Origin of the sequence: Microcoleus sp. K4-B3, from assembly GCF_036704615.1 — a bacterium.
Lineage (GTDB): Bacteria > Cyanobacteriota > Cyanobacteriia > Cyanobacteriales > Microcoleaceae > Microcoleus.
Map to the genome: position 1 here is coordinate 111,142 of NZ_JAUBSF010000005.1, position 24,839 is coordinate 135,980.

The following is a 24,839-nucleotide window of genomic DNA, read 5'->3' on the forward strand; positions in this document are numbered from 1 at the left end:
GCTTTTTTGAGAAGTAGAGTTTTGTAGACGCTATATTATTTTTTATACACACATTTTAAAAGAGCAATCTCAAGCGCTCGCTAAAATATTAGGTAAATCAATGAACTCCGCAGCAACCCTCATCCAACAGCTACCCGAGCTCAGCGATGCTCAATTCAATCAAAAATATTTGAAACAAAAAGAAGGGATGCGCACCTTGGCGACAATATTGCCGGAAGTAGAACAGCAAAGTCTGGCTTTGCGGGCAGTAAAATTAGCCCTAAAAGTAAATTTAAAACTCGGCTCGAAGCTAGCAGGAACGGTAAAGCCAGAATTTCAAACAGCCACAATAAAATTAATCCAAAAAATCCCAACTTCGCCGCTGCTCAAAATTAAACTGCTGGCCCTAACAAGTTCCGATCTGGCAATTCCGATGCTGGTGGCAACATTGAACCACAAAGAAAGTGCAGTGCGCCTTCATGGCATTCGAGCGATCGGGAAAATCGCCTCCGAAGCAGCAGTAATTGAATTAGCCCGATCGCTCGAATCCGAAGATTCCCAAGTGCAAGCTTGGGCGGCTTGGGCGTTAGGAGAAATCAACTCGAAACCAGCAGCCTCCGCACTGCTCAAAGCCCTCAACCACAAAGCCTCCGGGGTGCGCGTCTGGGCTGTTTGGGCCTTGGGCAAAATTCACCCCAAAACAGCCGTCCCCGCACTGCTGAAAGCCCTCAAACACCAAGACTCCGAGGTGCGCTGGCGGGCGGCGGTCAACTGCGGGAAAATCGGCGTGTCTGAGGTAGTTCCCGGCCTAATAAACGCCCTCAGAGACTCGAATCACATCGTCCGCGCTAGGGCCGCGACGGCTTTGGGGAAAATCGGCGATTGTGACGCAGTACCCAGCTTAGTAGAATTGCTCCACGACGATCCCGACTCCTATGCAGTTTCTTTGAGGGCCGCCGAGGCCTTGGGACAAATCGGCACGGAAACGGCTGTGGCCGGCCTGCTGGAAGCCCTCAACCATGACGACTCAGACGTGCGCGGCAGTGCAGTTTCTGCCTTGGGGGAAATCAGCAGCGAGGTGGCTGTGGTGGCGGTAATGCGATCGCTCTCGGATCGGGACATTTTCGTGCGCGGCAGGGCTGCGGTTGCCCTGGGGAACATCAATACAGCCGGAGATGATAACTTGCAAAAAATGGTGACAGCGGGACTGGCGAGCGCAATTGGCGACAGCGAATCTTATGTGCGGTGGAGAGTTGCTGCTGCTTTGGGGGAAATTGGGACAGAGGAAGCTGTGGCAGGTTTGGTGCGGCTGCTGGGGGACGAAACTTCTGGAGTGCGCCAAAAGGCTGTTAAATCCCTCGGTCAAATTGGCTCGACGGCTGCTCTTTTGGCTCTGGAAACAGCTTTAAATCGCGAATTTGCTGACGTTCGCGCGCTGGCAGCCCAATACTTGCCCGATTTGAGCACTGAGGCAGAAACCGTTGATTTAGATCCCTGTGTTTCCGCAGAGCTCTCGGGTGAAAAACTGCCGAAAATCCTGATTGCTTCGGAAGCAGAAGCCAGCGAATACATTGTCGATCGCCCTGGCGCGCGCGAGATCGAATACCTGATCTCGATCGGCAGTCCGGGGGTGCCCGATCCCAGAAATTTTCACAAAGTCCCAAACCGACTGCGGCTGGAATTTAACGACCTCGACACCCCCGTTGACGACCCCGATCAAATATTGCCTACCCTTGAGGATGTACTCAAAATTATTGACTTCGCCCTCAAAATGTCGTCGCAGGGAGGCAGTTTGCTCATCTGCTGCCAAAGTGGGATCAGCCGTTCAACTGCCACAGCTTTGATTGTTTGTGCAGCGCTGTTGGGTCGCGGCAAAGAACGGGAAGCTTGGGCCGTTGTGCTCGCCGCCAGACCCCAAGCCAAGCCGAACCGCTGGATGGTGCACTTGGCGGATGAAGCTTTGGGTAGAGACGGTAAGCTAGCACTGGCGATCGAATTGACCGCTGCCACTCCAGAACTCGCAATCGCCAACAGTTGACTGGCAGAAACCGGGTTTCTTTTCGTAAACCCTACAGTTATACTCAATAAACGACACTTGACCTCAGACTTCTCTTTGCGGGGCAACGATGCCAAAAGTCGATCGCCAGGGTGCAAAAGTTCGATCGGCTGCTGCATTTGTGACATTCTGTGCTACAAAGTCGTCGGATGCTCAACAAAAACCGTCAAGCAATCGTCGCATTGCTGGCAGCAAAACTCCAAAGCTGAGGAATCGGGTGCATTGTCAACAGACAATATCAGCTTGGGGGAGCTCACAGGCAAAACGCATCAGACAGAATTTTCTGGCTGTAACGTTCCACGCGGGGATAATTCACTGCCGGGATTAATTTTTATCTATTTTGCCTGCTGCAGACTTTTACGAGTCGAAAAAGTAATTTGGCAACAGCCATCAACAGCCTAATTATCTATTAGACATCAACCGAATTTAAGTTTCTCCTCGGACTCGACAAGAGTTTTAGATACTTTTTCGCCGATGTCTACTAGAAAATAGACAAGCTTTTCCGTTTGGAGAATTTAAGAGCGTGGTAAATTTTAACAAAATACAGCGGTTGCATATGTCAAAAATTAACTTGCTCAAAAAAACAGGGAACGAAGCAAGTCTATCGGTAGCCGTTTGCGAAGGCAAAGGCGAAATAAATTCCGACTTAGAACCATTTAATCAGCAGGACAAACCTGTAGGAACGCCAAAAGTTAACCCAAAAAATAGCAATGTAGGTAAACTGATGCCGCTCTTTATTTCCGGACAACGGGCTTCTGTAGAAACCGCAATCCCAAAAACATCCAGCCAGGATTTTGTACAAAAATCATATTTAAAAATCAGCAAAAGTTGGCCATCTAAAATTGGCAGTTTGCCTATCCATAAAAAAATTGGTGGCGGGTATTTGCTGGCAATAGGAATCGGCTTTATTGGCTCCCTGAGTGGACTGGTAATCGCCGACTACTACCAAGGACAAGGAGTAAACCAACTCAATGATGCTCACCTGCAAGCCCAATTGCTGGGCAATTTTAAAGATGCAGCGCTGGCAGCGCAATTGCAGGGAGCACAGCTAGATTCTTTTGTAGACAATTCAGCCCAACTAGAACTGCAAAAAGAGCAGTTGGTCGCGAGTGTTACTAAGGCAAAAAACCTGCGCTTGCGCATAGAAAAGTTTGCCTACAGCCAACCCGCTTGGCTGGCAGCAAAGCCGGAAGTTCTTAAAACTGTACTGCAAGAGTGCACGGAAGATTTAGAATCCTACGCCGATACTCTCAAGTCAACTTTGCAGCAAATCCAGCAATCGCAACTGTCGCCTCTGGAGATAGAGTCGGCCCGAAAATTGTTGGCAACAGAAAGCGGAGAAGGTGTCAAACAGCTCAACAAAAGCCTTGAGGAATTGAGCAAAATCCTCGAAATTGCCCAGCAGCAAGAGGGGCAAGGGGGTGAAGTGATGGAAGACGCCCAAGGAATGGAAAAAGCCATAATTATTATTAGTATGCTGCTGTCGGTAGTGGTGGCGGGAATTGTGGCTTGTCGCACCAGTCGGGCGATCGCCCAACCTGTTATCAGCGTCACTCAGGTGGCCCAACAAGTAGCCGCCGAGTCTAATTTTGACTTGCGAGCCCCCGTCACGGCACAAGGCGAAATAGGCTGTCTGGCTGTCTCTCTCAATCACTTAATTGAGCGAGTTTCGGAACATACAAAAGAATTGAAACAAGCTAAGGAAGCAGCCGTCACCGCTAACACTGCTAAAAGCCAGTTTTTAGCAAATATGAGCCACGAATTGCGGACGCCTTTAAATGCGATTATCGGCTACAGTCAACTACTTTCAGAAGATGCTCAGGATGCGGGATTTGATGAGTTTGTACCCGACTTGAACAAGATTCAGAAGGCGGGTACGCACCTGCTATCTTTGATTAACGATATCCTCGATTTGTCAAAAATTGAAGCCGGGGGGATGAAACTCGAAATCGATGAATTTGACATCGAATCCCTGGTTGACAATGTTACGGGTGCCGCGAAACCGTTGGTAGAGAAAAATGGCAATGTTTTAGACATAGAGTGCGATCGAACTGCGGGTATCATGCACGCAGATTTCAAAAAAGTGCGGCAGGTTTTGATGCACCTGCTGAGTAATGCTGCTAAGTTCACCAAAAACGGCAGGGTGAAACTGACTGTCAGGCGCATTGAAGGAAGCGGCAAATTGAATGCAGCAGGGCGATCGGCGATTGACAATTCAATGGCTGCCGATGAAACTCCTTCTGCGGCGATCGCTTGTCCCCTGCTGAATGTTCAAGAGTCGGATTGGATTTGTTTATCTGTTAAGGATACCGGAATTGGAATGTCGGAAGAACAACAGCACAAATTGTTTGAAGCTTTTGTGCAAGCTGATTGTTCATCAACGCGACCTTACGACGGCGCGGGATTGGGGCTGACACTCAGCCGCTACTACTGTCATATGATGGGTGGCGAGATTTTGGTAGAAAGCGAGGAGGGAAAAGGGTCTATTTTCACTGTACGCATACCGGCGGGAAATGGGTGATGTGATGTTTGGGCGAGAGATTTAGGGGGTAGGCGGAGAGAGGGGCGAAAATTTATGTTTCAAACCTCTGGCTTTATGTCGAAATGTTTTACTCTTGTCAGTGGCGGCGATCGTTCCGGGCGCAATATTTTATTTTTTTGTAAAGTCTATTTAAATTTTTTTTTTGCGTTTTGTTACACATTTTTAAGATATCATTGCACTATTTACAGGGTTCGTATATAATAATTATATATTGACATTTTGCAAATTTGTTAAAAGAAAAAACGTTTATTTAAGGATGTGGATTGAGCCATGATTGACTGTCTCAATGCTGCTCGCTACTTCATTATCAGAGCTTATGAGGATGGTATAGAAGCTGAAATGACCAATATGAAGGTTCAGAAGCTTTTATATTATGCTCAGAGCTTACATTTGGCGCTATACAATGAGCCATTGTTTGCAGAAGAAATCCAAGCGTGGCGCTATGGGCCTGTTTGTCCTCCTGCTTATAGATTCTACAGTGATTTTGAGGCTAAACAATTACCAATTCCTCCCAAAGAATCCTTGTCGGATTTTCCGTCTGAGAAAAAAGAACTTTTAGAAGAAATTTGGGATTACTTCGGTGGCTACCATGCTTATCGACTGAGTGATATGACTCACGGAGAATTTCCTTGGAAGAAAGCTCGTAAAGGTTTACCACCTCAAGCAAGTTCAACGGAGCCAATTCTGCTTAATGATATGAAGGAATTAGGTTATCAAAAGCTCGATCGCATAGAACGCGATCGCCCTGCATACGAACTAGCAATGTCTGAAACTGTGAACAATGCGTTTGCTTCGGAATCCTTAAATCGTATTGGCAAAGGAGAAGTGCATGACTGGCTCAACTCCCTTCTCGATTGAAGAATCCGATAATTTCAAGCGTTCTTTCAAAAAACTTGCAAAAGTTCACAGAGATAGCTTTGTTGCGCTGATTGGAAAAACTTTGGAAGATTTGATAGACGATCAATATCCCAAAAACTCTCACAATGAACCTCTACCCGGAAAAACTCAGTTACCGGAAGACTGGACATTTCATAAGCTGGAAATCAGGTTTTCAAAAGGGGCTTCGGGGCAAATTAGAATGATGTACTTGGTTAACGCTACTACTTGCACAATTAGACTGGTTTGGATTTACAGTCACGAGCAGTTTGCCAAACGCCCTGCTAATGACGATCTAAAGAGTGTTATCAGAGAAATTTTAGATTTTTAAATGTATGTGCTAAACGAAAATTTTCAGTTATTTAAGCATCGTTTTGTTTGGCTACTATCTTTTAATGAGAACTTATGCCATCACAAGGGCTTCATCATTCAATTAATCTCTCCTCATCTGCCTACAACTATGCCAATACAACCAAGTGCTTCATTCACGCCAAGTGGGTGCGCCAAATTCACTAACGAAGCAATTGTCGATATGTTCAAATCGTATTTCACCAACCTTACCGCGTACACAGGTTGCTGCAAGCCAGCATCCTGCTGAGGTTGATCGTTTCAATATAATATCCTGATTCCAACTTCCATTACGAGCATGAAAAAAGACACGGTAATAAGCAGATTCAGGCAGTGTCCACTTGACATTCAAGAAATCCGCAGGGGCATTGATTTCACCCCATGACCTGCTCATTATATCTCGATTAGCATTCATGTCTCGAATTCGTAAACGCACATCGTACAGAGGATGATGTCCACATCGAATAATGGCAAAATCACGGGCAATGCTTTGTACAAGGTCAAAGTTATACAGCATCCAGTAACAGAAAGTATCACCACCTGTCTGAACAGCCTCAAGATGTTTCTGTGCCAAGAGAACCTCATTCTTAAAAGCTTCGACCTCCTGACGCAAAATCTCCTCTGTAAAATCTATTCCTAGAAACTGCTTCCGCACACTAATCATTTCAGGCTTATCAAGGATCGTGGTGATCCTCTCTAAATGAAATAGTTCAATAGGAATTATTCCAGCAGCTTTCTGAAGAGATTGACGCTCTGCAAGACGGAGTTCCTGATTTGTGACAAAGGCTAACGCATCTGCCTGATTAGAATTTACACCTTTGAGGTCATCAAGCAATTTGTTCTCAATTTCCTTAAAGTCCTTCTGTCCTCTTGGAAAGTAGACAGCCATCAACCATTTCTGCCCTCCCTTTTGACAAACAGCATCCTTTCCCCCATCTTGACCACCCAATGGATGGCTGGGGTCTAAGCTGTTATAGCCTTCATGAAGGAGAATCTGTGCTGCTAGTCGCTCTGAACGAGCTTGACCGTTTGTCCACTCTCGCAGTCTATGCCATGTCTCGTCCCACCGATCAGTCAAAATGTACCCCCCTGTTAATTACTTTTACTGAGCAACTTACATCTTAAACTAGATAGAAACTGATTCCTTTAATTGAACTGTGTTTGTTGGCTCTAGAATCAGATATCCATCAACTGATGAGGATTGTGATAAGATCCCCAACTTCTGTTCAAACTCGGACGGCTTCATTTGCTGTTCTTCCAAAAGCTCGTACTGTGCAACATAACCCTCAAAGACAGCGCCTCTGGCAATCAGCTTTCTCAGAGAAGGAATAAGCATTTTCTGTTCTTTCTCTAAACCAATCCCTACGTTTTGATTAAGACCTGACCCACCTCCTGAGAACCAACCTTTTGAGTACCATGTCTCATTGATTTTGCGTCTCAACTCATCAATCCAGCCTAAACCTTTCTTTTCCTCGTAAACAAAATCCAACCACTGAGTTAATTCTGCCACTGATACATCATCCACAAAATCTGTTGCCAAAAAGCGCTCAGGATACTTCCCTACCAAAATTTCTTTTGAAATACGGTGCGCTTGAGTTTGCCAGAATGTATTCATTTCCTCTATTTCTTTGTGTGCAATGTCCAGCATTCCCAGTTCAGCCGTGCATCGCGCTTGAGCAAGAGCAGTTAGTGAGAAATACTCCTCGTTCGCCATCGCAGTTTCAATCGTACTTGCTTCGGAGAAAAGTTCTCTATAGCGCATATTAATTTCAGCAAGTGTATTCCGCGAATTATGCATAATAGTATGGCGGTGCTCAGAAGCTGTTCTTGCATCAATTTTCAGTAGTGCGTTCAGTGCAGCAAAAAGTTTGGCTCGCTCACTACTTTCAAGAAAATATTTAATCGCCTGTACATCTTTCTGAATCTCCTTTAACCTGCCATCAATGGTATTTAATTTATTATTGATTGCCACAAAACCGATAGCACTGACGACTAGCCCTAAACCAGATAAAACTGCCGTGCCTGTGGCAATTTGAAGAATCTGTTGAGTTGATTCTGAAAGTGTGTTAATTTGACCTGAGAGTTGCATTAACTGATAGGTGTTGGACTTTGTAATATCCTTCAGTTCATGCAGTTGAAAATTGGCAACAATTCCCGGAATAAAATCGAGTCCTGGAATGGCACTGAGTGGATTTAACCCAACTGGAATCAAATGCCGAATAATTTGCCCTGCATTGGGAGTTCCTGCCGCCCAACGAACCACACCACCATAAAGCTGGTATTTTCCAGCCGCCAAGCCTATTAGAGTCTCATCTGGGATAGCTCTAGCAACAGTCCAACCAGGGAATATCATAGTGTCCTCTAATCTTGTTTAAATTGGCTATTTCCGATCGCAGATAACCTCGATCCGATCGCCCTTCTCGATTTCTCATGTCGCGAGCGCAACCAGCGCCACTGTTATATATACATAATCACATAATTTTACCTGCGTTATATTCCTATTTTAGCAATTTCCAGTAGTTATCTATACCTCCTCTTTACCTTCCGTCGCCCGTTGGTCATATTCTGCAATGATGCTCCGAAGGTCATCTGCTGCAATATCCACTTGTTCAGATTTTGTGTAAATCGTCAGCAAAATGATTGCCACTGCTTTTTTGACATAGTAAATTCAGACGGTAGCCACCGCTTTTACCTTTCTGAGTATCGCTATTTCGGACTCTCAGCTTGAAGACTACATAACCAATATCCGGTATTTGATCGCCGGGCAGCTCCCCCTGCTCAAGTTGTTCGATGACGGGTTGTATATCATTCCGAATACTGCGATATTTCTTGGCAAGAGCGCGTAGATTTCGGTTGAACGTGGGCGAAATTTCAACTTGAATTTAAGGCTGCTCAGACATCTTCAAGCCCTTCCCAAAGTTGAGCAACTGAGATAGTTTGTCCAGTCATGGCTTCGTGCCAAGCTTGCCGAAAACCTGCTAACACTTCTGCTTGAGATTGAGCGTCTAGGTCGGTCTCTTCTGGAATTAGAACAATGACTTCTACAGGGCTATTTTTATCAGTTATTAGAGGCAGATCTAAGGTTAGTTGTCCCTGCTCATCGATTGTTGCCATGACTTTCAGTGCTTTCATTGCTACTCGCCGATCCTTTAGTTGGTAATGGTTAGATTTATTTCCAGGGTTTCAAGTTGGTGGTTTGTCCAATCGGTTGCAACTTCATTGGTTTCGATCGTTAGACATCTAGCATTATCCTACGGCACCAAAATACCAGCAATTGCCTTGTTGAGTGCCACATAGCCTTCTGAATTAATATGCAGAAAATCTCGACTGTATTTGGGCTCAACAATCCCCTGGGAATTGGCCAATACCTGGCTGCTATCAAACACAGTTACTCGATCGGCCGCCAGCGTTTTGATATAATCGTTTACGTCATTAATGGCGATCGCCACATCATCCGACCAAAACGGCATTCGCTGTATGGGCAACTTTCCTAACGGAAAGATAGTCGTCACCACAACCTTGGCTCCAGTGTCAAGAGAATTTTTCACGATTTGCCCAATATTTGTCTGGCAATTTCGGATAATCGCCTCTTTTTGTTCTGGAAACAGAGGAATTGCCTTGAGGTCGTTGACACCAACTTGAATCACAATCATCTTAGGCTTCAGCGAGGCTACGTGCTGCTGGAAGCGTCCAAGTACCTGCGCCGTAGTCTGACCGCCTATGCCGCGATTGATGATAGTTGCGTTTTTGATTTGGTCAGGTGCCGGCCAAGTCTCAGCCCGTGAATCGCCATAAAAAACAATGACAGGCTGTTGTGTCTGTTCTGCTGAGCTGGGATAGGAGCCTTGGCCAAGTGGGTCAAGTCCCGTAGCATTTAATAGGAGGTAATACTTTTGCCATTGCTGGTAGAGAAAGACATTCAATCCTGCTGACCCTAACAAAGCTAAAGAAAGCCCTACTATTGCTATTTTTGTGGGTCTGTTCATGAGCCGAAATTGTATTTACGCTGCCCAATAATACAGACTTCAGCAGACGGCGTGGCACTTTGCATCATATATATCTCTATACGCAACTGATTAAAAGTTAGCAGCAAAACCATTCCTTCTTTACGATCGTTATATCACCGGATGCGATCGAGTATCAAATCGGATTATTTTCCCACACCAGCCGGCTGCTGACGGTTTCGCACTTCCAGAAAAATCAACAAAGCATTAACATCAGCCGGATTCACCCCGCCAATTCTCGCCGCTTGGCCAATAGTCAGCGGCTGCACTTTACTCAACTTTTCCCGCGACTCTTTCGAGAGAGTGGTAATTGCCATGTAATCCAAATCCGCAGGCAATTGTCGGCGTTCGTGTTTGGCAATGTCATCAATTTGATTTTGCTGTCTTTGCAAATAACCGGAATATTTGATGTCAATTTCTGCACCATCTTTCTCAGCCAACTTCAGACTCGAATTGCCTAAATTGTACCGTTCCAAATCGACGTAATGAAAACCAGGACGGCGCAGCAAATCAGCCAGAGTAATCGAACCTCTAATCGCTTGTTGAGTGTCAGCCAAAATTGCCTTGCCAATCTCCTCGTGTTCTTTCACACGAATCGAGTACAAACGGGCTTTTTCCGCCACAATATTAGCTTTTTTCCGCTCAAATAACTCCCAGCGGCGATCGTCTATTAAACCAATTTCCCGTCCCAGGGTCGTCAAGCGTTGATCCGCATTGTCCGATCGCAACAATAGCCGGTATTCCGATCGCGAAGTCAACATCCGGTAAGGTTCCCGCAAATCCTTCGTACACAAATCATCAATCAAAGTCCCGATATAACTTTGCTCGCGAGGAAACACAATCATCTCCTGATTTTTCGCAAACCGAGCCGCATTAATCCCTGCCACAATCCCCTGTGCAGCCGCCTCCTCATATCCCGTCGTACCGTTCACCTGACCCGCGCAAAATAGCCCTTCAATCTTCTTAGTCATCAGCGTTGGAAAGCACTGAGTTGCCGGCAAATAATCGTACTCCACAGCATAAGCAGGGCGCATCATCTCGCACTTTTCCAAACCAGGAAGAGTCCGCAGCATTTGCAACTGCAAACTTTCCGGTAAACCAGTAGAAAATCCTTGGATATAAAGTTCAGGAATATCTCTACCTTCCGGTTCAATAAAAATTTGGTGACTTTCCTTATCCGCAAACCGCACAATCTTATCTTCAATACTCGGACAATAGCGCGGCCCTTTCGCATCAACCCAGCCGCCGTAGACTGGAGAAAGGTGCAAATTGTCTCTAATTAACTGATGAGTGGCTGGCGTAGTTCGAGTCAAATAACAAGGCATTTGTTCGCGTTCTACCCAAACTTCTGGATCGAAACTAAACCAGCGAACCTCTGCATCTCCCGGCTGCGGTTCCAGGTTGGTATAATCGAGAGTACGTTTGTCTACTCTTGCCGGAGTTCCAGTCTTCAACCTGCCAGTTTCAAAGCCCAAACGATTGAGAGTTTCCGTCAAACCAACGGCTGCAAATTCTCCCGCACGTCCGGCGGGCATCGACTTATTGCCCACCCAAATCGTGCCACCTAAAAAAGTACCTGTCGTCAGAATTACTGCTTTGCATTCAAAGGCGACGCCGAAGTATGTTTCGACTCCGATAACTTCTTCGTTTTTGCCCAAAACTAAGTCTGTAACCATCGCTTCGCGGATGGTCAAATTCTCTTGGTTTTCAACAATATTATTCATCACAGCGGCGTATTCCCGCTTGTCGGTTTGTGCTCGCAGCGCCCAAACTGCGGGGCCTCGTGAAGAGTTGAGGATGCGTTTTTGCAAATAAGTACGATCGGCCATTTTGCCAATTTCCCCGCCTAACGCATCAACTTCGTTAGTGAGTTGGGTTTTAGCTGGGCCGCCGACAGCCGGATTGCAAGGTTGCCACGCAATTTTGTCGAGGTTGAGGGTGAGTAAAAGGGTGCGACAGCCGAGGCGAGAAGTGGCGAGGGCGGCTTCGCAGCCGGAGTGTCCGCCACCAACTACGATGATGTCGAAACTGTCTTGGAATTGTACTGGTGTTTGTGCGGTCATTCGATTTTAGATTTTAGATTTTAGATTTTAAATTGAAGAGGTGACTCTACGGATTAATTTGGGGGCTTGTATCCTGGATGTTGGCAATCAATATAAGCGCAGGTGAGAGATGGGGTTTTAGTCTTGTCTTTATTCTAGTATAAGTTAAAAGCTAAAAAACACTTATAATGTAGCGTTTATGTCAAAAAGTTACCATAAGGCGAGATGACGATTTTATTTTACGTTGATGAGGGTGGCACTGGCTGGAAAGATATGGAGACAAATTTATTTTTTTTAGCTAGCTTTGCTATCCATGTCCAGCACTGGTCACAAATGGATAGAGAATTTTCAGCACTTAAAAAGGAGCTTTTGAGTGGAAGGGAACCTGAAGACTGGGAACTTAAGGGGCGCGATGTTTGGCAAGGTGTGGGTTCATTTAAGAATTTTCCAAGGGAATTCCGTCTTCGAGCGTTCAAGAAAGTTTCAGAAACTATGAGTCAGTTACCTTGCCATATATTCGCTGTTCAAGTCAAAAAAAAAAGATTGCGCGAAACCAGCGAAGATGTTAAAGATGAAACTGGTTTGTATCGCTTAGCTTTCAATCAATTATTAGAGCAGCTAGATGCTTATCTAAAGGAAGATAACGAAACTGGAATATTACTTATGGATTCGCGCTCAACTCAGCATACCAGTATTCAGGATGGGAGATTGCTCAGAGTGTATCGAGATTGGAAGTCACAAAAAAAATCTTCTAACTTTGTGGAACTACCTTTGTTTGGCTTCTCAGAATTTTACACTGGTTTGCAGCTAGCAGATTATGTGGTGTACTTGATCGATCGTAATTCAAAGGAAGCAGGGACAGCCAGTGGTCATACAGAATTGGAGGAAGCATTCAATCTACTTGAGCCGAAAATGCAGTTGTTGAAAATTCCTATTCTCCAGCATAAAATCCACTTTGAAGACCGCTAAAATGAAGGGTAAGTTTAAATGCGAATCCACGACTATAATAGTCGTGGATTTCGCCCTTATTGAGAGCTTAACCCTCTTTTAAAAGGGGCTTAAAATAACTCTCTACGCCTTGGCGGGGCGTTATTTTGGTAGGGATGGTTTCTTTCATGAATGTATCTTTCAGGTTGACAGGCGCACGGTATCTCAACCGTACCATACCTCCCCGTGCAGTTCGGGGCACCTTGTCTCTGACAGGCGCACGGTATCTCAACCGCACCATAACTCCCCGTGCAGTTCGGGGCACCTTGTCTCTGACAGGCGCACGGTATCTCAACCGTACCATACCTCCCCGTGCAGTTCAGGGCACCTGTCATTTAATACCATTATATAGTATAGTAAAAGGTTTGCTCAAATATCGAACGCTCATAATTGGGGCATATTAATTGAGATTAAGATGATGCGATCGACTGTCAGCGACCAAATGGGCAGAATTATCACAACCGGGTTGAGGGGCGTTATTCTTCACCTATCGATCGCCCTCAACACAACCATCTGCGCTATAACAGCAAATAATTAACAAGCGTACACAACAAATGAAATACTTCTTCTTATCCGACGGCTGGAAAGTCGGGCGCGTCTGGGGCGTCGGCGGCGAGTGGACTCACGCCGCCTGGAGGCGTCAGCCGGACATCCAACAGCTCAACCTCTGCCTCTGGGATCAAAAAGAAAAAATGTGGCTCTACCGCGTAGAAGACGCCGTACTCATGGTAGAAGTCAAACCCACAGACCTCGTAGACCCGAACGATCCTGCCAAAAACATCGGCAACGTCGTGCTGACCAGACTCATCGATGCCGAGCAAGTCCTCGAACGCCTCGGGACGATCGCCGCCCGCTGCGAAATGGGCAACCCGCAACTAATATAATGCCCAACATATTGCAATCGGTTCTAACACTCGATACACTTCTTTAAATAACTTTCATTTTTATGCTTCCACCTTTGAAGGTAGATGGCATTCGGCAAAAGGCAGAGTTTAAAGCCCGCAGGTAACTGCTCGGGATTCAGAATCTGATTTTTCCGTCAAAATAGACATCATCACTTACACCTTGGAGAACCGCAGTCAATGGGACTACCCTGGTATCGCGTACACACAGTCGTCTTAAATGACCCAGGCCGATTGATTTCTGTACACTTAATGCACACTGCCCTCGTGGCAGGTTGGGCCGGCTCAATGGCCCTTTATGAACTAGCAGTTTTTGACCCCACAGACCCAGTTCTGAACCCGATGTGGCGTCAAGGGATGTTCGTGCTCCCCTTCATGACCCGCTTGGGAGTAACGGGTTCTTGGGGCGGTTGGAGCATCACCGGCGAAGGTAACGTCGATCCGGGCTTCTGGTCTTTTGAAGGCGTCGCTGTCGCTCACATCATCCTCTCGGGTCTGCTGTTCTTAGCAGCAGTCTGGCACTGGGTATTTTGGGACTTAGAACTTTTCAGAGACTCTCGCACCGGCGAACCAGCCCTCGACTTGCCAAAAATGTTTGGCATTCACCTGTTCCTCTCCGGCTTGCTTTGCTTCGGCTTCGGCGCATTTCACCTTTCTGGACTTTTCGGCCCGGGAATGTGGGTGTCCGACCCCTACGGCCTGACCGGTCACGTCCAGCCAGTGGCGCCTGCTTGGGGCCCTGAAGGCTTCGATCCATTCAATCCGGGCGGCATCGTCGCTCACCACATTGCAGCGGGCGTAGTCGGCGTAATTGCCGGTTTGTTCCACTTGACAGTGCGGCCGCCGGAACGGCTTTACAAAGCCCTGCGGATGGGGAATATCGAAACTGTACTTTCTAGCAGTATCGCTGCCGTGTTCTTCGCAGCCTTTGTGGTTGCGGGTACGATGTGGTACGGTTCTGCTGCTACTCCGATCGAACTTTTTGGCCCGACTCGCTATCAGTGGGACGGAAACTACTTCCAACAAGAAATCGATCGCAGAGCTCAAGCTAGCTTGGCCGCGGGCCAAAGCTTCCAAGAAGCTTACGAACAAATTCCCGAAAAATTGGCTTTCTACGACTACGTGGGCAACTCTCCTGCTAAAGGCGGTTTGTTCCGCGCCGGCGCAATGGTCAACGGCGACGGCATTGCTAAAAGCTGGCTAGGCCATCCAGTATTTACTGACAGCGAAGGCCGGGTTTTGTCGGTGCGCCGTCTCCCCAACTTCTTTGAAACTTTCCCAGTAATTTTGACTGACAAAGATGGGGTTGTTCGCGCTGACATCCCCTTCCGCCGCGCTGAATCAAAATACAGCTTTGAACAAAGCGGAGTTACCGTCAGCTTCTACGGCGGCGAACTTAACGGTCAAACCTTTAATAATCCTCTAGATGTTAAGAAGTTTGCTCGCGCTGCTCAAAAGGGTGAAGTATTTGAATTCGATCGTGAAACCTTGAATTCTGACGGGGTGTTCCGCACTTCGACTCGCGGTTGGTTCACTTTCGGACACGTTTGCTTTGCTTTGCTATTCTTCTTCGGCCATATCTGGCACGGTTCTCGGACTATTTTCCGCGACGTGTTTGCTGGAGTTGAGGCTGACCTGGAAGAACAAGTCGAGTGGGGCCTGTTCCAAAAGGTGGGCGACGTGACCACAAGAAGAGAAGAATCTCTCTAGATTTCGCCAGCCTCTGGCTAGGGGGGAAACTTCCCCGCTACACAAAAACCCGGTTTCTTCAAGAAACCGGGTTTTTTTAGTTAATAATAAAACCAACAATTAAGATAAAATAATACGGCAAGGGAAGATAGGGAAAATTTAACATGGAAAGCGTTGCTTACATTTTGATTCTGGCTTTAGCCTTAGGTGTACTATTTTTTGCGATCGCCTTTCGGGAACCTCCCCGGATTGGCAAATAATTAGCTATACGCCTCCAGCAAGTCCAAAATATCTTGAACCGGACTGCGGTTAGCCCGCATCATAGTGATCTAATTTGGTGCGGGACTATTTCACCGCTGTGTGCTAAGTAATTTTTCTAGTCCAGCCATTCATCAGACCCCAGGCGGTTAGATGAATGGCAATTTGCTGGCAATGCCTGTTAAAATCAGCAATCATGCGCTGTTCCTCCTGCCAACACACAAATAGCCGCGTTCTAGAATCGCGTTCAGCCGAATCCGGTCAAAGCATCCGTCGGCGGCGCGAGTGTTTGAGCTGCCAGCACCGCTTCACAACTTACGAACGCATAGAATTTGTGCCGATTACGGTGATCAAGCGGGACGGCAAGCGCGAATCTTTTGACAGGTCAAAATTAGTCAGGGGACTGATTCGGGCCTGCGAAAAAACCGGTTTGTCTTCCGGGCATCTCGAAACCCTGGCAGAAGAAATCGAGGCGCAACTCCAAGGTCGATCGCTCCGAGAACTCGCCAGCTCAGAAATTGGGGAACTGGTGTTGTTGCACCTGCGGCCGCTCAGCGAAGTCGCTTACGTCCGTTTCGCCTCTGTATACCGCCAATTTCGAGGCATCCGAGACTTTGTAGATACCCTAAATCACCTTCAGAATCCGCTCAACGAAGCTGAAGAGCCAGAAACAGGGCCAGATTTTAACGCAGATTCGCCACAGCCGGATGCAGTCGATCGAGAAAGCCCCGCATCCTGCGCTACTCCCAGCTAAAATCGCTTAAATTAATTTAAAAGCAGTAAGCGGGTCAGTCGATTTTAGATTGTCGATTTGAGATTTGAGATTTTAGATTTACTCGACAGATGCAATCTGGGAGCTTGAACAAGAGTCGAAAATTTTGATCTGTCCGCGACAGGAGTACGTGGCACGGTATCCGTTTTTGGGCGGGGTAAGTTATAGAAATATTCTTTTGAGATTGAAAACCCTGTCCGTTTAGGCCCCGGATTCCAAGCAACGGCGGGAGCGACTTGCCGAAGTCTGAGCGCTTCGCCGAAGCTCTCAAGAGACGAAGAGTCCCCGTGTTCTTTTTTCTGGGTCTTTGTGCTAGGTGTGTTATGATCGTCATCGGTCTAAAATTGAGTATAACTAAACAACGTAAAAACTTAACTCGATTGGTTAAGTGCTGCGTCACACCTCACGGTGTTGCAGTTTAGGAAAGCTAAATTTGAACTAAACCTAACTACAGGTGAAGAACTAATTAAATACGGTAAGGCATACCGGAATTTACGCTTCTGGAGAAACCGACCTCTACTTAAACTGGAGTAATCCTGTTGCAAGCGGCGTCGGCTCGTTCAATGAAGAATCTCAGTTTCTTTATACCTGAGAGTGTCAATGGACTCTGAATGTTAAGATTAAACCTTTTAACGCAGAGTTTCGAGTAATAGCAGTGGCAAGCCCGGACGTGCAATTGCACAGGGAAAAAGTTAGCAAAAACTGACTTTAGTAAAAGGTTTTGAAAGAAGTTAACCGCTTTTTCACCAAAATCTCTAATATCTGCCGGCACAAACGAAAAACATGAAGGAGAGAAATCCTAGGAAACTATTCGCATGGTCAATCTCAAAACCACAGTCAAAGACATCGGCTTTACTCACGAAGATTTTGCAGCCCTACTTGATAAATATGACTATCACTTTAGCCCGGGCGATGTAGTAGCGGGTACAGTTTTTAGTATAGAGCCGAGGGGCGCTCTGATTGATATCGGTGCTAAAACAGCAGCGTACATTCCCATTCAGGAAATGTCGATCAATCGAGTCGAAAGCCCTGAAGAGGTATTGCAATCAAACGAAACCAGAGAATTTTTCATTCTAACCGATGAAAATGAAGACGGACAATTAACTCTGTCCATCCGGCGCATCGAGTATATGCGGGCCTGGGAAAGAGTGCGACAACTGCAAGCAGAAGATGCCACAGTACGATCGCAAGTATTTGCCACCAACCGCGGCGGCGCACTCGTGAGAATAGAAGGCTTGCGAGGCTTTATTCCCGGTTCTCACATCAGCACCCGCAAACCGAAGGAAGAATTAGTCGCCGAAGAATTACCATTAAAATTCTTAGAGGTAGACGAAGACCGCAACCGCCTAGTATTGAGCCACCGTCGCGCCTTAGTTGAGCGCAAGATGAACCGCCTCGAAGTCGGGGAAGTGGTCATCGGTACAGTACGCGGTATCAAGCCTTACGGTGCCTTTATCGACATCGGCGGCGTCAGCGGCTTGCTGCACATCTCGGAAATTTCGCACGATCACATCGATACGCCTCACAGCGTCTTCAATGTCAACGACGAAGTGAAAGTGATGATCATTGACTTGGATGCTGAGAGGGGCCGGATTTCTCTCTCCACCAAGCAGTTGGAACCGGAACCGGGCGCGATGGTCAAAAATCGCGAATTGGTGTACGAAAAAGCTGAGGAAATGGCAGCTAAGTTCCGGGAGAAAATGCTCGCTCAAAAGCAAGCTAAAGCAGGCATAGACATTCCTGTAGACTCGATCGATGCTGATGATGACCTCTCCGACGAAATACTCGAAGACGTGCCCTCAGCAATGGAAGAAGATCTGCCAGAAGAATTAGCACCGGAAGCAGCAGCACCGGAAGCAGCAGCACCGGAAGCAGCAGCACCGGAAGCAGCAGCACCGGAAGCAGCAGCACCGGAAGCAGCACCGGAAGCAGCAGCACCGGAAGCAGTATTAGATGTAGAGGAAGCAATCCCTCCTGCGACGGTAGAATAACATCGCAAGTCATCGCAAGTCACTGTCATTAAAAGAGGGTATTTTCCCTCTTTTTTTTGCCTTCAACGCCTAAATTAGCAATTAGCAATTAGCAATTAGCAATTAACAACCATTTAATACCACCGTCCCAAAAAATGCAACTGTAAGCAAGCTCCAAATGCTTACGGAATCAGTCATTGCCAATTATTTAATCTAAAATCCTTCGACTCAGCGATCGCGCCGAAATCTCAATTATAAAATGCTATAACATCTTGCTACAGACAGATGCAGCGATCGCTCTTTGAATTAATACCAGCAGCCGATAGCTCTGCCTAAATAAACATGGTCTTCGTGCTGCTAATTTGTTAAGATTTACAAACATCAGGGACATCCGCACAGGTGCAAACTCATCCTAATTCTTAGGCAAGAACAAAGCAGACAAGCAAAGTATACAACAAAATGCTTATAAATTTCTTGCCCTGACGCTCAGAGGCAAGCGGATAATGAACATCGAACTATTAAAAGAAAAACTAGAACAGCTCAAAAAACGTCCCAATTCAAGCAAAGGAACGATCGACCAAATCGAAAAATGGTTAATCGGTTCCCACATTTTGCAGAGATTGAGAATTAACCCTTACTACGTAGCAGGCGATACAGTAAAGAATGTTAAAAGAATTACTTCGGAATTTCTGCACGGAGTAAAAGCCGGCGCTTTCGACTTGCACTGGGATATTCACTGTCCCCATTGCAACATGATAGCAGACGAATTCAAGGATTTGGCAGACACATCAGAAATGTCTTTTTGCCCGATGTGCGATCGCGAGTTTAAAATTGATTTGCTCGATCGCGTTGAAGTTACTTTTTCCCTAAACAAAGAAATCGAAGACCCGCAACTGCGGCCCGTCTGCGCTCCCCCTCCGGTACTCCAGAACAAACTGCAACTGGTAACACCTTTATACTGCACCGAATCCGAGACTGTCACCTTAGAAAACGGTCGATATCGCTACTGCTGTCCCCTCACTTTAGCTAAAGGGATTTTAAAGGTTGAAGGCGCAGAAACAGAAGAGATACAAGAAATTCAACTCAAGCAGTTAGCCGGCCCAGATTTTGACAAACAAGAGCTAGTCGTGCGTCCCGGAAAAGTTAAGATAGAATTAACTAATACCGAACACAATTTGTCCGGGTTGATTTTGCATTCAGATGAATTGCCCGATGAACTGACATTAGAACAACTGCCCCTGCGGCTGTCAGGAATGCAACTGCTTCATCACCCGGATTACAAGCGTTTGTTCGGCGATCGAGTAATATCGGAAAGAGAGCGAGTCAAGATTCGGGCGATTACTATTATGTTTACTGATATTACCGGTTCTACCAGAATGTACGAAACACTGGGAGATACTAAAGCTTACAATATTGTGCGCGACCATTTTGAAATTTTCTTTGAGTCGATCGAGAAATTTGGCGGTAAAGTCATTAAAACCATCGGCGATGCCGTCATGGCTTCCTTTATCAGCAACGAACAAGCAATTATGACCGCCGCCGCTGCTGTGGCTAGTTTCAGGAAGTACAACTCAACTCGCCAACAAGCAGAGTGGATTCAAGTCAGAATTGGCATTCACCGAGGTACGGCTTTGCTGGTAAATCTCAATAATTCGATCGACTATTTTGGTTCCACAGTCAACAAAGCTGCCCGCCTTCAAAATCTTTCTAAAACTGACGAAGTTTCGTTTTCAGAAGATGTTTACAACGACCAAGCATTTTTAACAGCATTAAAAGCTGCTGGAGTGTCCGAAATTCAAAAACGTGTTGAAGATTTAAAAGGAATACAAGGCGCACAAGTCGCTTATACTGCTAGAATTAGTACGGAATCTGTAATCGCGCTGTCTGCTGCACTGGTCGCTGAAAGAAGCTAAGTAGGGAAGCAGATATACTTAGTTATGGCCAGCCTCTCGTAGCGCTCGCTAGGACAGCAGATAGAGTTTTTCGATAGCACTCAGAGCGTGGATCCAAAAGTGTAGCTCATCCTTCAAGGAGTTGCATAATACCGACAACTTAAGTACGATCTAATAAAAATAGTTTCATTTACTTAGCCGCACACTTACCAGATAATTTTGCTGCTAAATAACAGAAGTCCAGGACTTCACATTATGACTTCTCCTCAATTATCTCCTGAAAATACACCCGCATCGATCGCCCCAGTCACTCTCGAAAGCGAACAATTAGCCGAAACCGATGCTGCCTTTCCCATCGTTGGGATTGCCGCCTCAGCAGGAGGGTTGGAAGCATTCACCGAGTTACTCAGCCATTTACCGGTAGATACGGGTATGGCGTTTGTGCTGATTCAGCATTTAGACCCCGCTCACAAAAGTCTGCTTAGCGAGATTCTCGCCAGAAAGACACAAATGCCTGTTAATGAGGTAAAAGACGGCATAGCTGTAGAGCCAAATCAAGTCTACGTTATTCCGCCCAACACCAAGATGGTGCTATGTAAAGGCGTGCTGCAACTATCCCCTCGCGAGAAGATTTATGGCAAATATATGCCGGGAGATGCCTTTTTTACATCATTGGCGATCGATCGCGGCCACAAAGCGATCGCCGTAGTATTATCCGGGGGAGACGGAGACGGTTCACTGGGGCTCAAGGCAATCAAAGCAGCCGGAGGCATGACTTTTGCTCAATGTCAAGACACAGCAAAATTCGATAGTATGCCGAATACCGCTGTTGCTACAGGAAATGTCGATTTTGTTCTGCCACCCCAAAAAATTGCCGAGGAACTGGCAAAATACAGTCACAGTCCCCTTCTAACTTCCACAATTTCCCTAGCAAAAGTTGAAGAATCGCCCGAACCGGGAGATGCCCTGACAACTATTTTTGCACTGCTGAAATCGACCACAGGCGTTGATTTTAGACACTATAAACCCACTACGATCGCTCGACGCATCCAGCGGCGGATGGTGTTGTACAAGCTAGAGAGCTTGGATGATTACGTCGCACACCTTCGACACCATTCGGCTGAAGTCAAAGCTTTGTATGAAGAAATCCTGATCCACGTTACCAGTTTCTTCCGCGATCCCGAAGCCTTTGAAAAGTTAAAAAAGTTGGTTTTCCCCACCATTACCAAAAATAAATCGGCAAATGCTCCCATTCGGATTTGGGTGGCGGGATGTTCCACAGGTGAAGAAGTTTATTCGATCGCCATTTGCTTGTTAGAGTTTTTGGGCGATCGAGTTATCTCGTCGCCGATCCAGATTTTTGCCACGGATATCAGCGAGGCGGCGATTGGCAAAGCCCGATCGGGTTTCTACTTAGAAAACCAGATGGTAGACGTTTCGCCAGAACGACGTACTCGCTTCTTTATTCGCGCCGAAGCAGGAGGTGGTTATAGAATCAGCAAGGCCGTCCGCGAACTGTGTGTATTTGCCCGACAAGACTTAGGCAGCGATCCGCCTTTTTCCAATCTCGATTTAGTTAGCTGTCGGAATGTGCTGATCTACTTGGGAGACTCATTGCAAAAAAAAGTGATGCCGATTTTTCATTACAGTCTTAACCCAACTGGCTTTCTCCTGTTAGGCACTTCTGAAAGTACCGGAAAATTTTCATCATTATTTACTGCACTCGATAAAAAAAATAAAATTTATACCAAAAAGTTGACGGCGACTCGTCCCACTTTTTCGTTTACACCGAGTTCATATCCCGTCGTTAAAGTTACTCAAAAACAGGACATGAATGAAAAAAAATTGATAAATAGCTGGGACTTGCAGCGAGAAACTGAGCAACTGATTTTGAATCGCTATGCCCCAGCCAGTGTGCTTGTCAACGAGGAGATGAAAATCCTGCAAGTGCGGGGAGACATCGATCCTTACTTGAGAGTGGCAGCCGGAACGCCGGACTTAAACTTGCTGACAATGGCAAGGCCAGGCTTGCTTGTTGAGCTTCGCACCGCAATTTATCAGGCACAGACGCAGAACGTGACTGTGAGGAAAGAAAGGGTAGTTGTGGAATCGGGCGGACGATCGACTATCGTCAATATTGAGGTGATGCCGTTCCAGCCGCACACCGCCCCAGCACGCTATTTTTTGCTGCTACTTGAAGAGGTTTTACCGCAAGCGCTCAATTTCTCCACCGTCACTTGTGAAAGCTGCGATCAAGATGATTTAGCTTCTGAAAATAACTGCCTGAAGCAGGCACTTGCCACCGCTAACCAAGAAAAAACTGATGCTCAAGTGCACCTGCAATCGCTGATCCAGGAGCAGGAAAATCTCAACCAAGACCTCAAAATTGCCAACGAAGAAATCCTATCGAGCAACGAGGAGTTGCAAAGCACCAACGAGGAACTAGAAACTGCCAAAGAAGAGATTCAAGCCACTAACGAGGAACTCACCACCACTAACGAGGAACTTCGCAGTCGAAATATTGAACAAAGTCTGGTCAATAACGATCTGACAAATTTGCTTGCTAGTATCAATATCCCTGTCTTAATGCTGGCAAACGATTTACAGATTCGACGCTTTACGCCAACGGCGCAGGCACTTTTTAATCTGATTCCCACAGATATTGGACGACCCTTTAGCGACATCCGATCGACTCTTGATGTTCCTGACTTGGAACAGATGATGTTGGAGGTGATTGATACTCTTCAGACGCAAGAACAAGAAGTCCAAACTTTATCGGGATATTGGTACAATCTCCGCATTCGTCCCTACCGCACAACGGAAAACCAGATTGACGGTGTGGTGATGGTTTTGATCGATATTGATGCTCTTAAACGCAGTGCCGCAACCTTGGAGGAAGCCCGAAATTACGCTGAAACCATCGTGGAAACTGTGCAAACGCCTTTAGTCACGCTAGATGCTGATTTCCGAGTGAACAAAGCAAATCGATCGTTCTATGAAATGTTTCAGATTTCATCCTCAGAAACAGCGCAATCTTCGCTGTTTGAGCTAGGAAACGGGCAGTGGAATATCCCTCAATTGCGATGGATATTGGAAGATATTCTGGTGAGCGATGTTCAGCTTGAAAACTTTGAGTTGACTCACCTGTTTGAGCAGATCGGGCAGAAAACTATGCTGCTGAATGCTTGTAAACTGGAACGAGAAGAGCAAGCTTTAATGATTCTGTTGTCGATCGAGGATATCACCGATCGCAAGCAGTTGGAGACTCTACGATCGCAGTTATTGGAGCACGAACAGTTGGCCCGCCAACAAGCAGAAACCGCCAACCGTGCTAAAGATGAATTTCTCGCGAATCTCTCCCACGAGCTCCGCAATCCCCTGACTCCGATCCTGGGGTGGTCACAAATTCTGCGCTCTGGCAAGCTTAATGAAGCACAGGCTATTCACGCTCTAGAGGTGATCGAGCGCAGCGCGAGAGCGCAATCTCAGTTAATCGAAGATATCCTGGATATTTCCCGGATTGCGAGTGGCAAGCTGGTTCTTGATACGAGTTTGCTCGATCTGGTTTTGGTAGTAGAAGCTGCGCTCGACGGGGTTCAATTATCAGCGAATGCCAAAAACATTCAAATGGTTGCTCAGTTGAGTTGTGGGACTGTTTTAGGTGATGCGGATCGCTTGCAGCAAGTTGTGTGGAATCTTCTATCTAATGCGATTAAGTTTACTCCTGCGGGGGGACGAGTGGAAATCACGCTGGCAGCGATCGAGAATCACGTTCAACTTCGAGTTAGCGACACGGGAAAAGGCATTGGGGCAGAATTTTTGCCGTATATTTTCGATCGTTTCCATCAAGGCGATTCCAGCAGCACCAAGGCTAATCAAGGGCTGGGATTGGGTTTGTCAATCGTGCGTCATGTGGTAGAATTGCACGGAGGAACGGTGCAAGCGGATAGTCCGGGTGAGGAACAAGGAACTACAATGACTCTGAGATTGCCGTTGCGATCGCGGCCTCAAAATTTGACACCGGCGAGCAATTTAGAGCCAAATTTTTTGGTAACGCCTTTAAATGCCTCAAGAAGCGATTGTGTCCCCTCTCTCGAAGGCTTGCACATCTTAGCTGTGGACGATCGGATCGAGACCCGGGAACTCCTAGCATTTGTGCTCGAAAGCTACGGGGCTCAGGTCTTGACAGTTGGATCTGCCAAAAGTGCGATCGCTGCTTTGACTGAGAATCCCGGCCGATACGACGTGCTAATCTCTGATATCGGAATGCCAGAGCAAGATGGGTATTTCTTAATTCGAGAAGTGCGAAACCTTGCTGCGGAAGCCGGAGGAGAAATCCCAGCCGTCGCGCTGACTGCTTATGCGAGCGATCGAGAACGGCAAAGGGCGATCGAAGCTGGTTTTCAAAGTCATATTGCTAAGCCGATCAAGCCGATTCAATTAGGATTAATTATTGCCAATCTAGCAGGGCGATTTTAATTGGTTTTGAGCTTCGACTCGGCGGTTGAAACCGCTTTTTGTC

19 protein-coding genes are annotated in these 24,839 nt (G+C 46.5%); 14 read left to right on the forward strand and 5 right to left on the reverse strand.

Annotated elements, in window-relative coordinates; all coding sequences use genetic code 11:
- The first annotated feature begins 100 nt into the window (after nucleotides 1–100).
- The 5 genes from QUA78_RS04640 to QUA78_RS04660 all read left to right on the forward strand — a co-directional run bounded on the left by QUA78_RS04640 (nucleotide 101) and on the right by QUA78_RS04660 (nucleotide 5,784).
- Entirely contained in the window at nucleotides 101–2,017 is a 1,917-nt protein-coding gene (locus QUA78_RS04640) for a HEAT repeat domain-containing protein (RefSeq protein WP_333299879.1), read from the forward strand.
- Between the two features lie 88 nt (nucleotides 2,018–2,105).
- Complete coding sequence (locus QUA78_RS04645; protein WP_333398609.1) at nucleotides 2,106–2,363, forward strand: hypothetical protein; 258 nt, start codon at nucleotides 2,106–2,108, stop codon at nucleotides 2,361–2,363.
- 228 nt (nucleotides 2,364–2,591) lie between these two features.
- The gene (locus QUA78_RS04650) at nucleotides 2,592–4,556 is read left to right on the forward strand and encodes an ATP-binding protein (protein ID WP_333299881.1); all 1,965 of its coding nucleotides are present in this window, start codon (nucleotides 2,592–2,594) and stop codon (nucleotides 4,554–4,556) included.
- Between the two features lie 291 nt (nucleotides 4,557–4,847).
- Nucleotides 4,848–5,435, forward strand: coding sequence for a type II toxin-antitoxin system antitoxin SocA domain-containing protein (locus QUA78_RS04655; RefSeq protein ID WP_333299882.1), 588 nt, complete (start codon nucleotides 4,848–4,850; stop codon nucleotides 5,433–5,435).
- Nucleotides 5,407–5,784 (forward strand): hypothetical protein, encoded by a 378-nt coding sequence (locus tag QUA78_RS04660; RefSeq protein WP_333299883.1) that lies wholly within the window; start codon nucleotides 5,407–5,409, stop codon nucleotides 5,782–5,784. The genes QUA78_RS04655 and QUA78_RS04660 overlap by 29 nt, the downstream gene beginning before the upstream one ends.
- A 150-nt stretch (nucleotides 5,785–5,934) precedes the next feature.
- Here the strand turns inward: QUA78_RS04660 and QUA78_RS04665 are convergent, their stop codons facing one another.
- From QUA78_RS04665 to mnmG, 5 genes are all read right to left on the reverse strand, one after another.
- Nucleotides 5,935–6,879 carry a hypothetical protein gene (locus QUA78_RS04665; RefSeq protein WP_333299884.1) on the reverse strand — a complete coding sequence of 315 codons (945 nt, stop codon included), beginning with the start codon at nucleotides 6,877–6,879 and terminating at the stop codon, nucleotides 5,935–5,937.
- A 48-nt stretch (nucleotides 6,880–6,927) separates the two neighbouring features.
- Complete coding sequence (locus tag QUA78_RS04670) at nucleotides 6,928–8,154, reverse strand: hypothetical protein (protein ID WP_333299885.1); 1,227 nt, start codon at nucleotides 8,152–8,154, stop codon at nucleotides 6,928–6,930.
- A 539-nt stretch (nucleotides 8,155–8,693) separates the two neighbouring features.
- Complete coding sequence (locus tag QUA78_RS04675) at nucleotides 8,694–8,933, reverse strand: type II toxin-antitoxin system RelN family antitoxin (protein WP_333299886.1); 240 nt, start codon at nucleotides 8,931–8,933, stop codon at nucleotides 8,694–8,696.
- 119 nt (nucleotides 8,934–9,052) lie between these two features.
- Nucleotides 9,053–9,787 carry a GDSL-type esterase/lipase family protein gene (locus QUA78_RS04680; protein ID WP_333299887.1) on the reverse strand — a complete coding sequence of 245 codons (735 nt, stop codon included), beginning with the start codon at nucleotides 9,785–9,787 and terminating at the stop codon, nucleotides 9,053–9,055.
- 164 nt (nucleotides 9,788–9,951) lie between these two features.
- Entirely contained in the window at nucleotides 9,952–11,868 is a 1,917-nt protein-coding gene (mnmG, locus tag QUA78_RS04685; protein WP_333299888.1) for a tRNA uridine-5-carboxymethylaminomethyl(34) synthesis enzyme MnmG, read from the reverse strand.
- A 204-nt stretch (nucleotides 11,869–12,072) separates the two neighbouring features.
- Here mnmG and QUA78_RS04690 point away from each other — a divergent pair, with 204 nt between their 5' ends.
- The 9 genes from QUA78_RS04690 (at nucleotide 12,073) to QUA78_RS04730 (ending at nucleotide 24,796) form a co-directional block, all read left to right on the forward strand.
- Nucleotides 12,073–12,816: a DUF3800 domain-containing protein gene (locus tag QUA78_RS04690; protein ID WP_333299889.1), complete on the forward strand. Its 744-nt coding sequence runs from the start codon at nucleotides 12,073–12,075 to the stop codon at nucleotides 12,814–12,816.
- Between the two features lie 433 nt (nucleotides 12,817–13,249).
- Nucleotides 13,250–13,372 carry a hypothetical protein gene (locus QUA78_RS04695; protein WP_333299890.1) on the forward strand — a complete coding sequence of 41 codons (123 nt, stop codon included), beginning with the start codon at nucleotides 13,250–13,252 and terminating at the stop codon, nucleotides 13,370–13,372.
- A 16-nt stretch (nucleotides 13,373–13,388) separates the two neighbouring features.
- Nucleotides 13,389–13,718, forward strand: coding sequence for a hypothetical protein (locus QUA78_RS04700; protein WP_333299891.1), 330 nt, complete (start codon nucleotides 13,389–13,391; stop codon nucleotides 13,716–13,718).
- Nucleotides 13,719–13,916: 198 nt separating this feature from the next.
- Nucleotides 13,917–15,446: a photosystem II chlorophyll-binding protein CP47 gene (gene psbB, locus QUA78_RS04705; protein WP_333299892.1), complete on the forward strand. Its 1,530-nt coding sequence runs from the start codon at nucleotides 13,917–13,919 to the stop codon at nucleotides 15,444–15,446.
- A 143-nt stretch (nucleotides 15,447–15,589) separates the two neighbouring features.
- Nucleotides 15,590–15,685, forward strand: coding sequence for a photosystem II reaction center protein T (locus tag QUA78_RS04710; RefSeq protein WP_083622085.1), 96 nt, complete (start codon nucleotides 15,590–15,592; stop codon nucleotides 15,683–15,685).
- A 194-nt stretch (nucleotides 15,686–15,879) separates the two neighbouring features.
- Nucleotides 15,880–16,437, forward strand: a complete 558-nt coding sequence (gene nrdR / locus QUA78_RS04715) for a transcriptional regulator NrdR (protein WP_333299902.1) — start codon at nucleotides 15,880–15,882, stop codon at nucleotides 16,435–16,437.
- A gap of 833 nt (nucleotides 16,438–17,270) precedes the next feature.
- Entirely contained in the window at nucleotides 17,271–18,446 is a 1,176-nt protein-coding gene (locus tag QUA78_RS04720) for a 30S ribosomal protein S1 (RefSeq protein WP_333398610.1), read from the forward strand.
- A gap of 482 nt (nucleotides 18,447–18,928) precedes the next feature.
- Nucleotides 18,929–20,338: an adenylate/guanylate cyclase domain-containing protein gene (locus QUA78_RS04725; protein WP_333299894.1), complete on the forward strand. Its 1,410-nt coding sequence runs from the start codon at nucleotides 18,929–18,931 to the stop codon at nucleotides 20,336–20,338.
- 234 nt (nucleotides 20,339–20,572) lie between these two features.
- Nucleotides 20,573–24,796, forward strand: a complete 4,224-nt coding sequence (locus QUA78_RS04730; protein WP_333299895.1) for a chemotaxis protein CheB — start codon at nucleotides 20,573–20,575, stop codon at nucleotides 24,794–24,796.
- The last annotated feature ends 43 nt before the right edge of the window (nucleotides 24,797–24,839 follow it).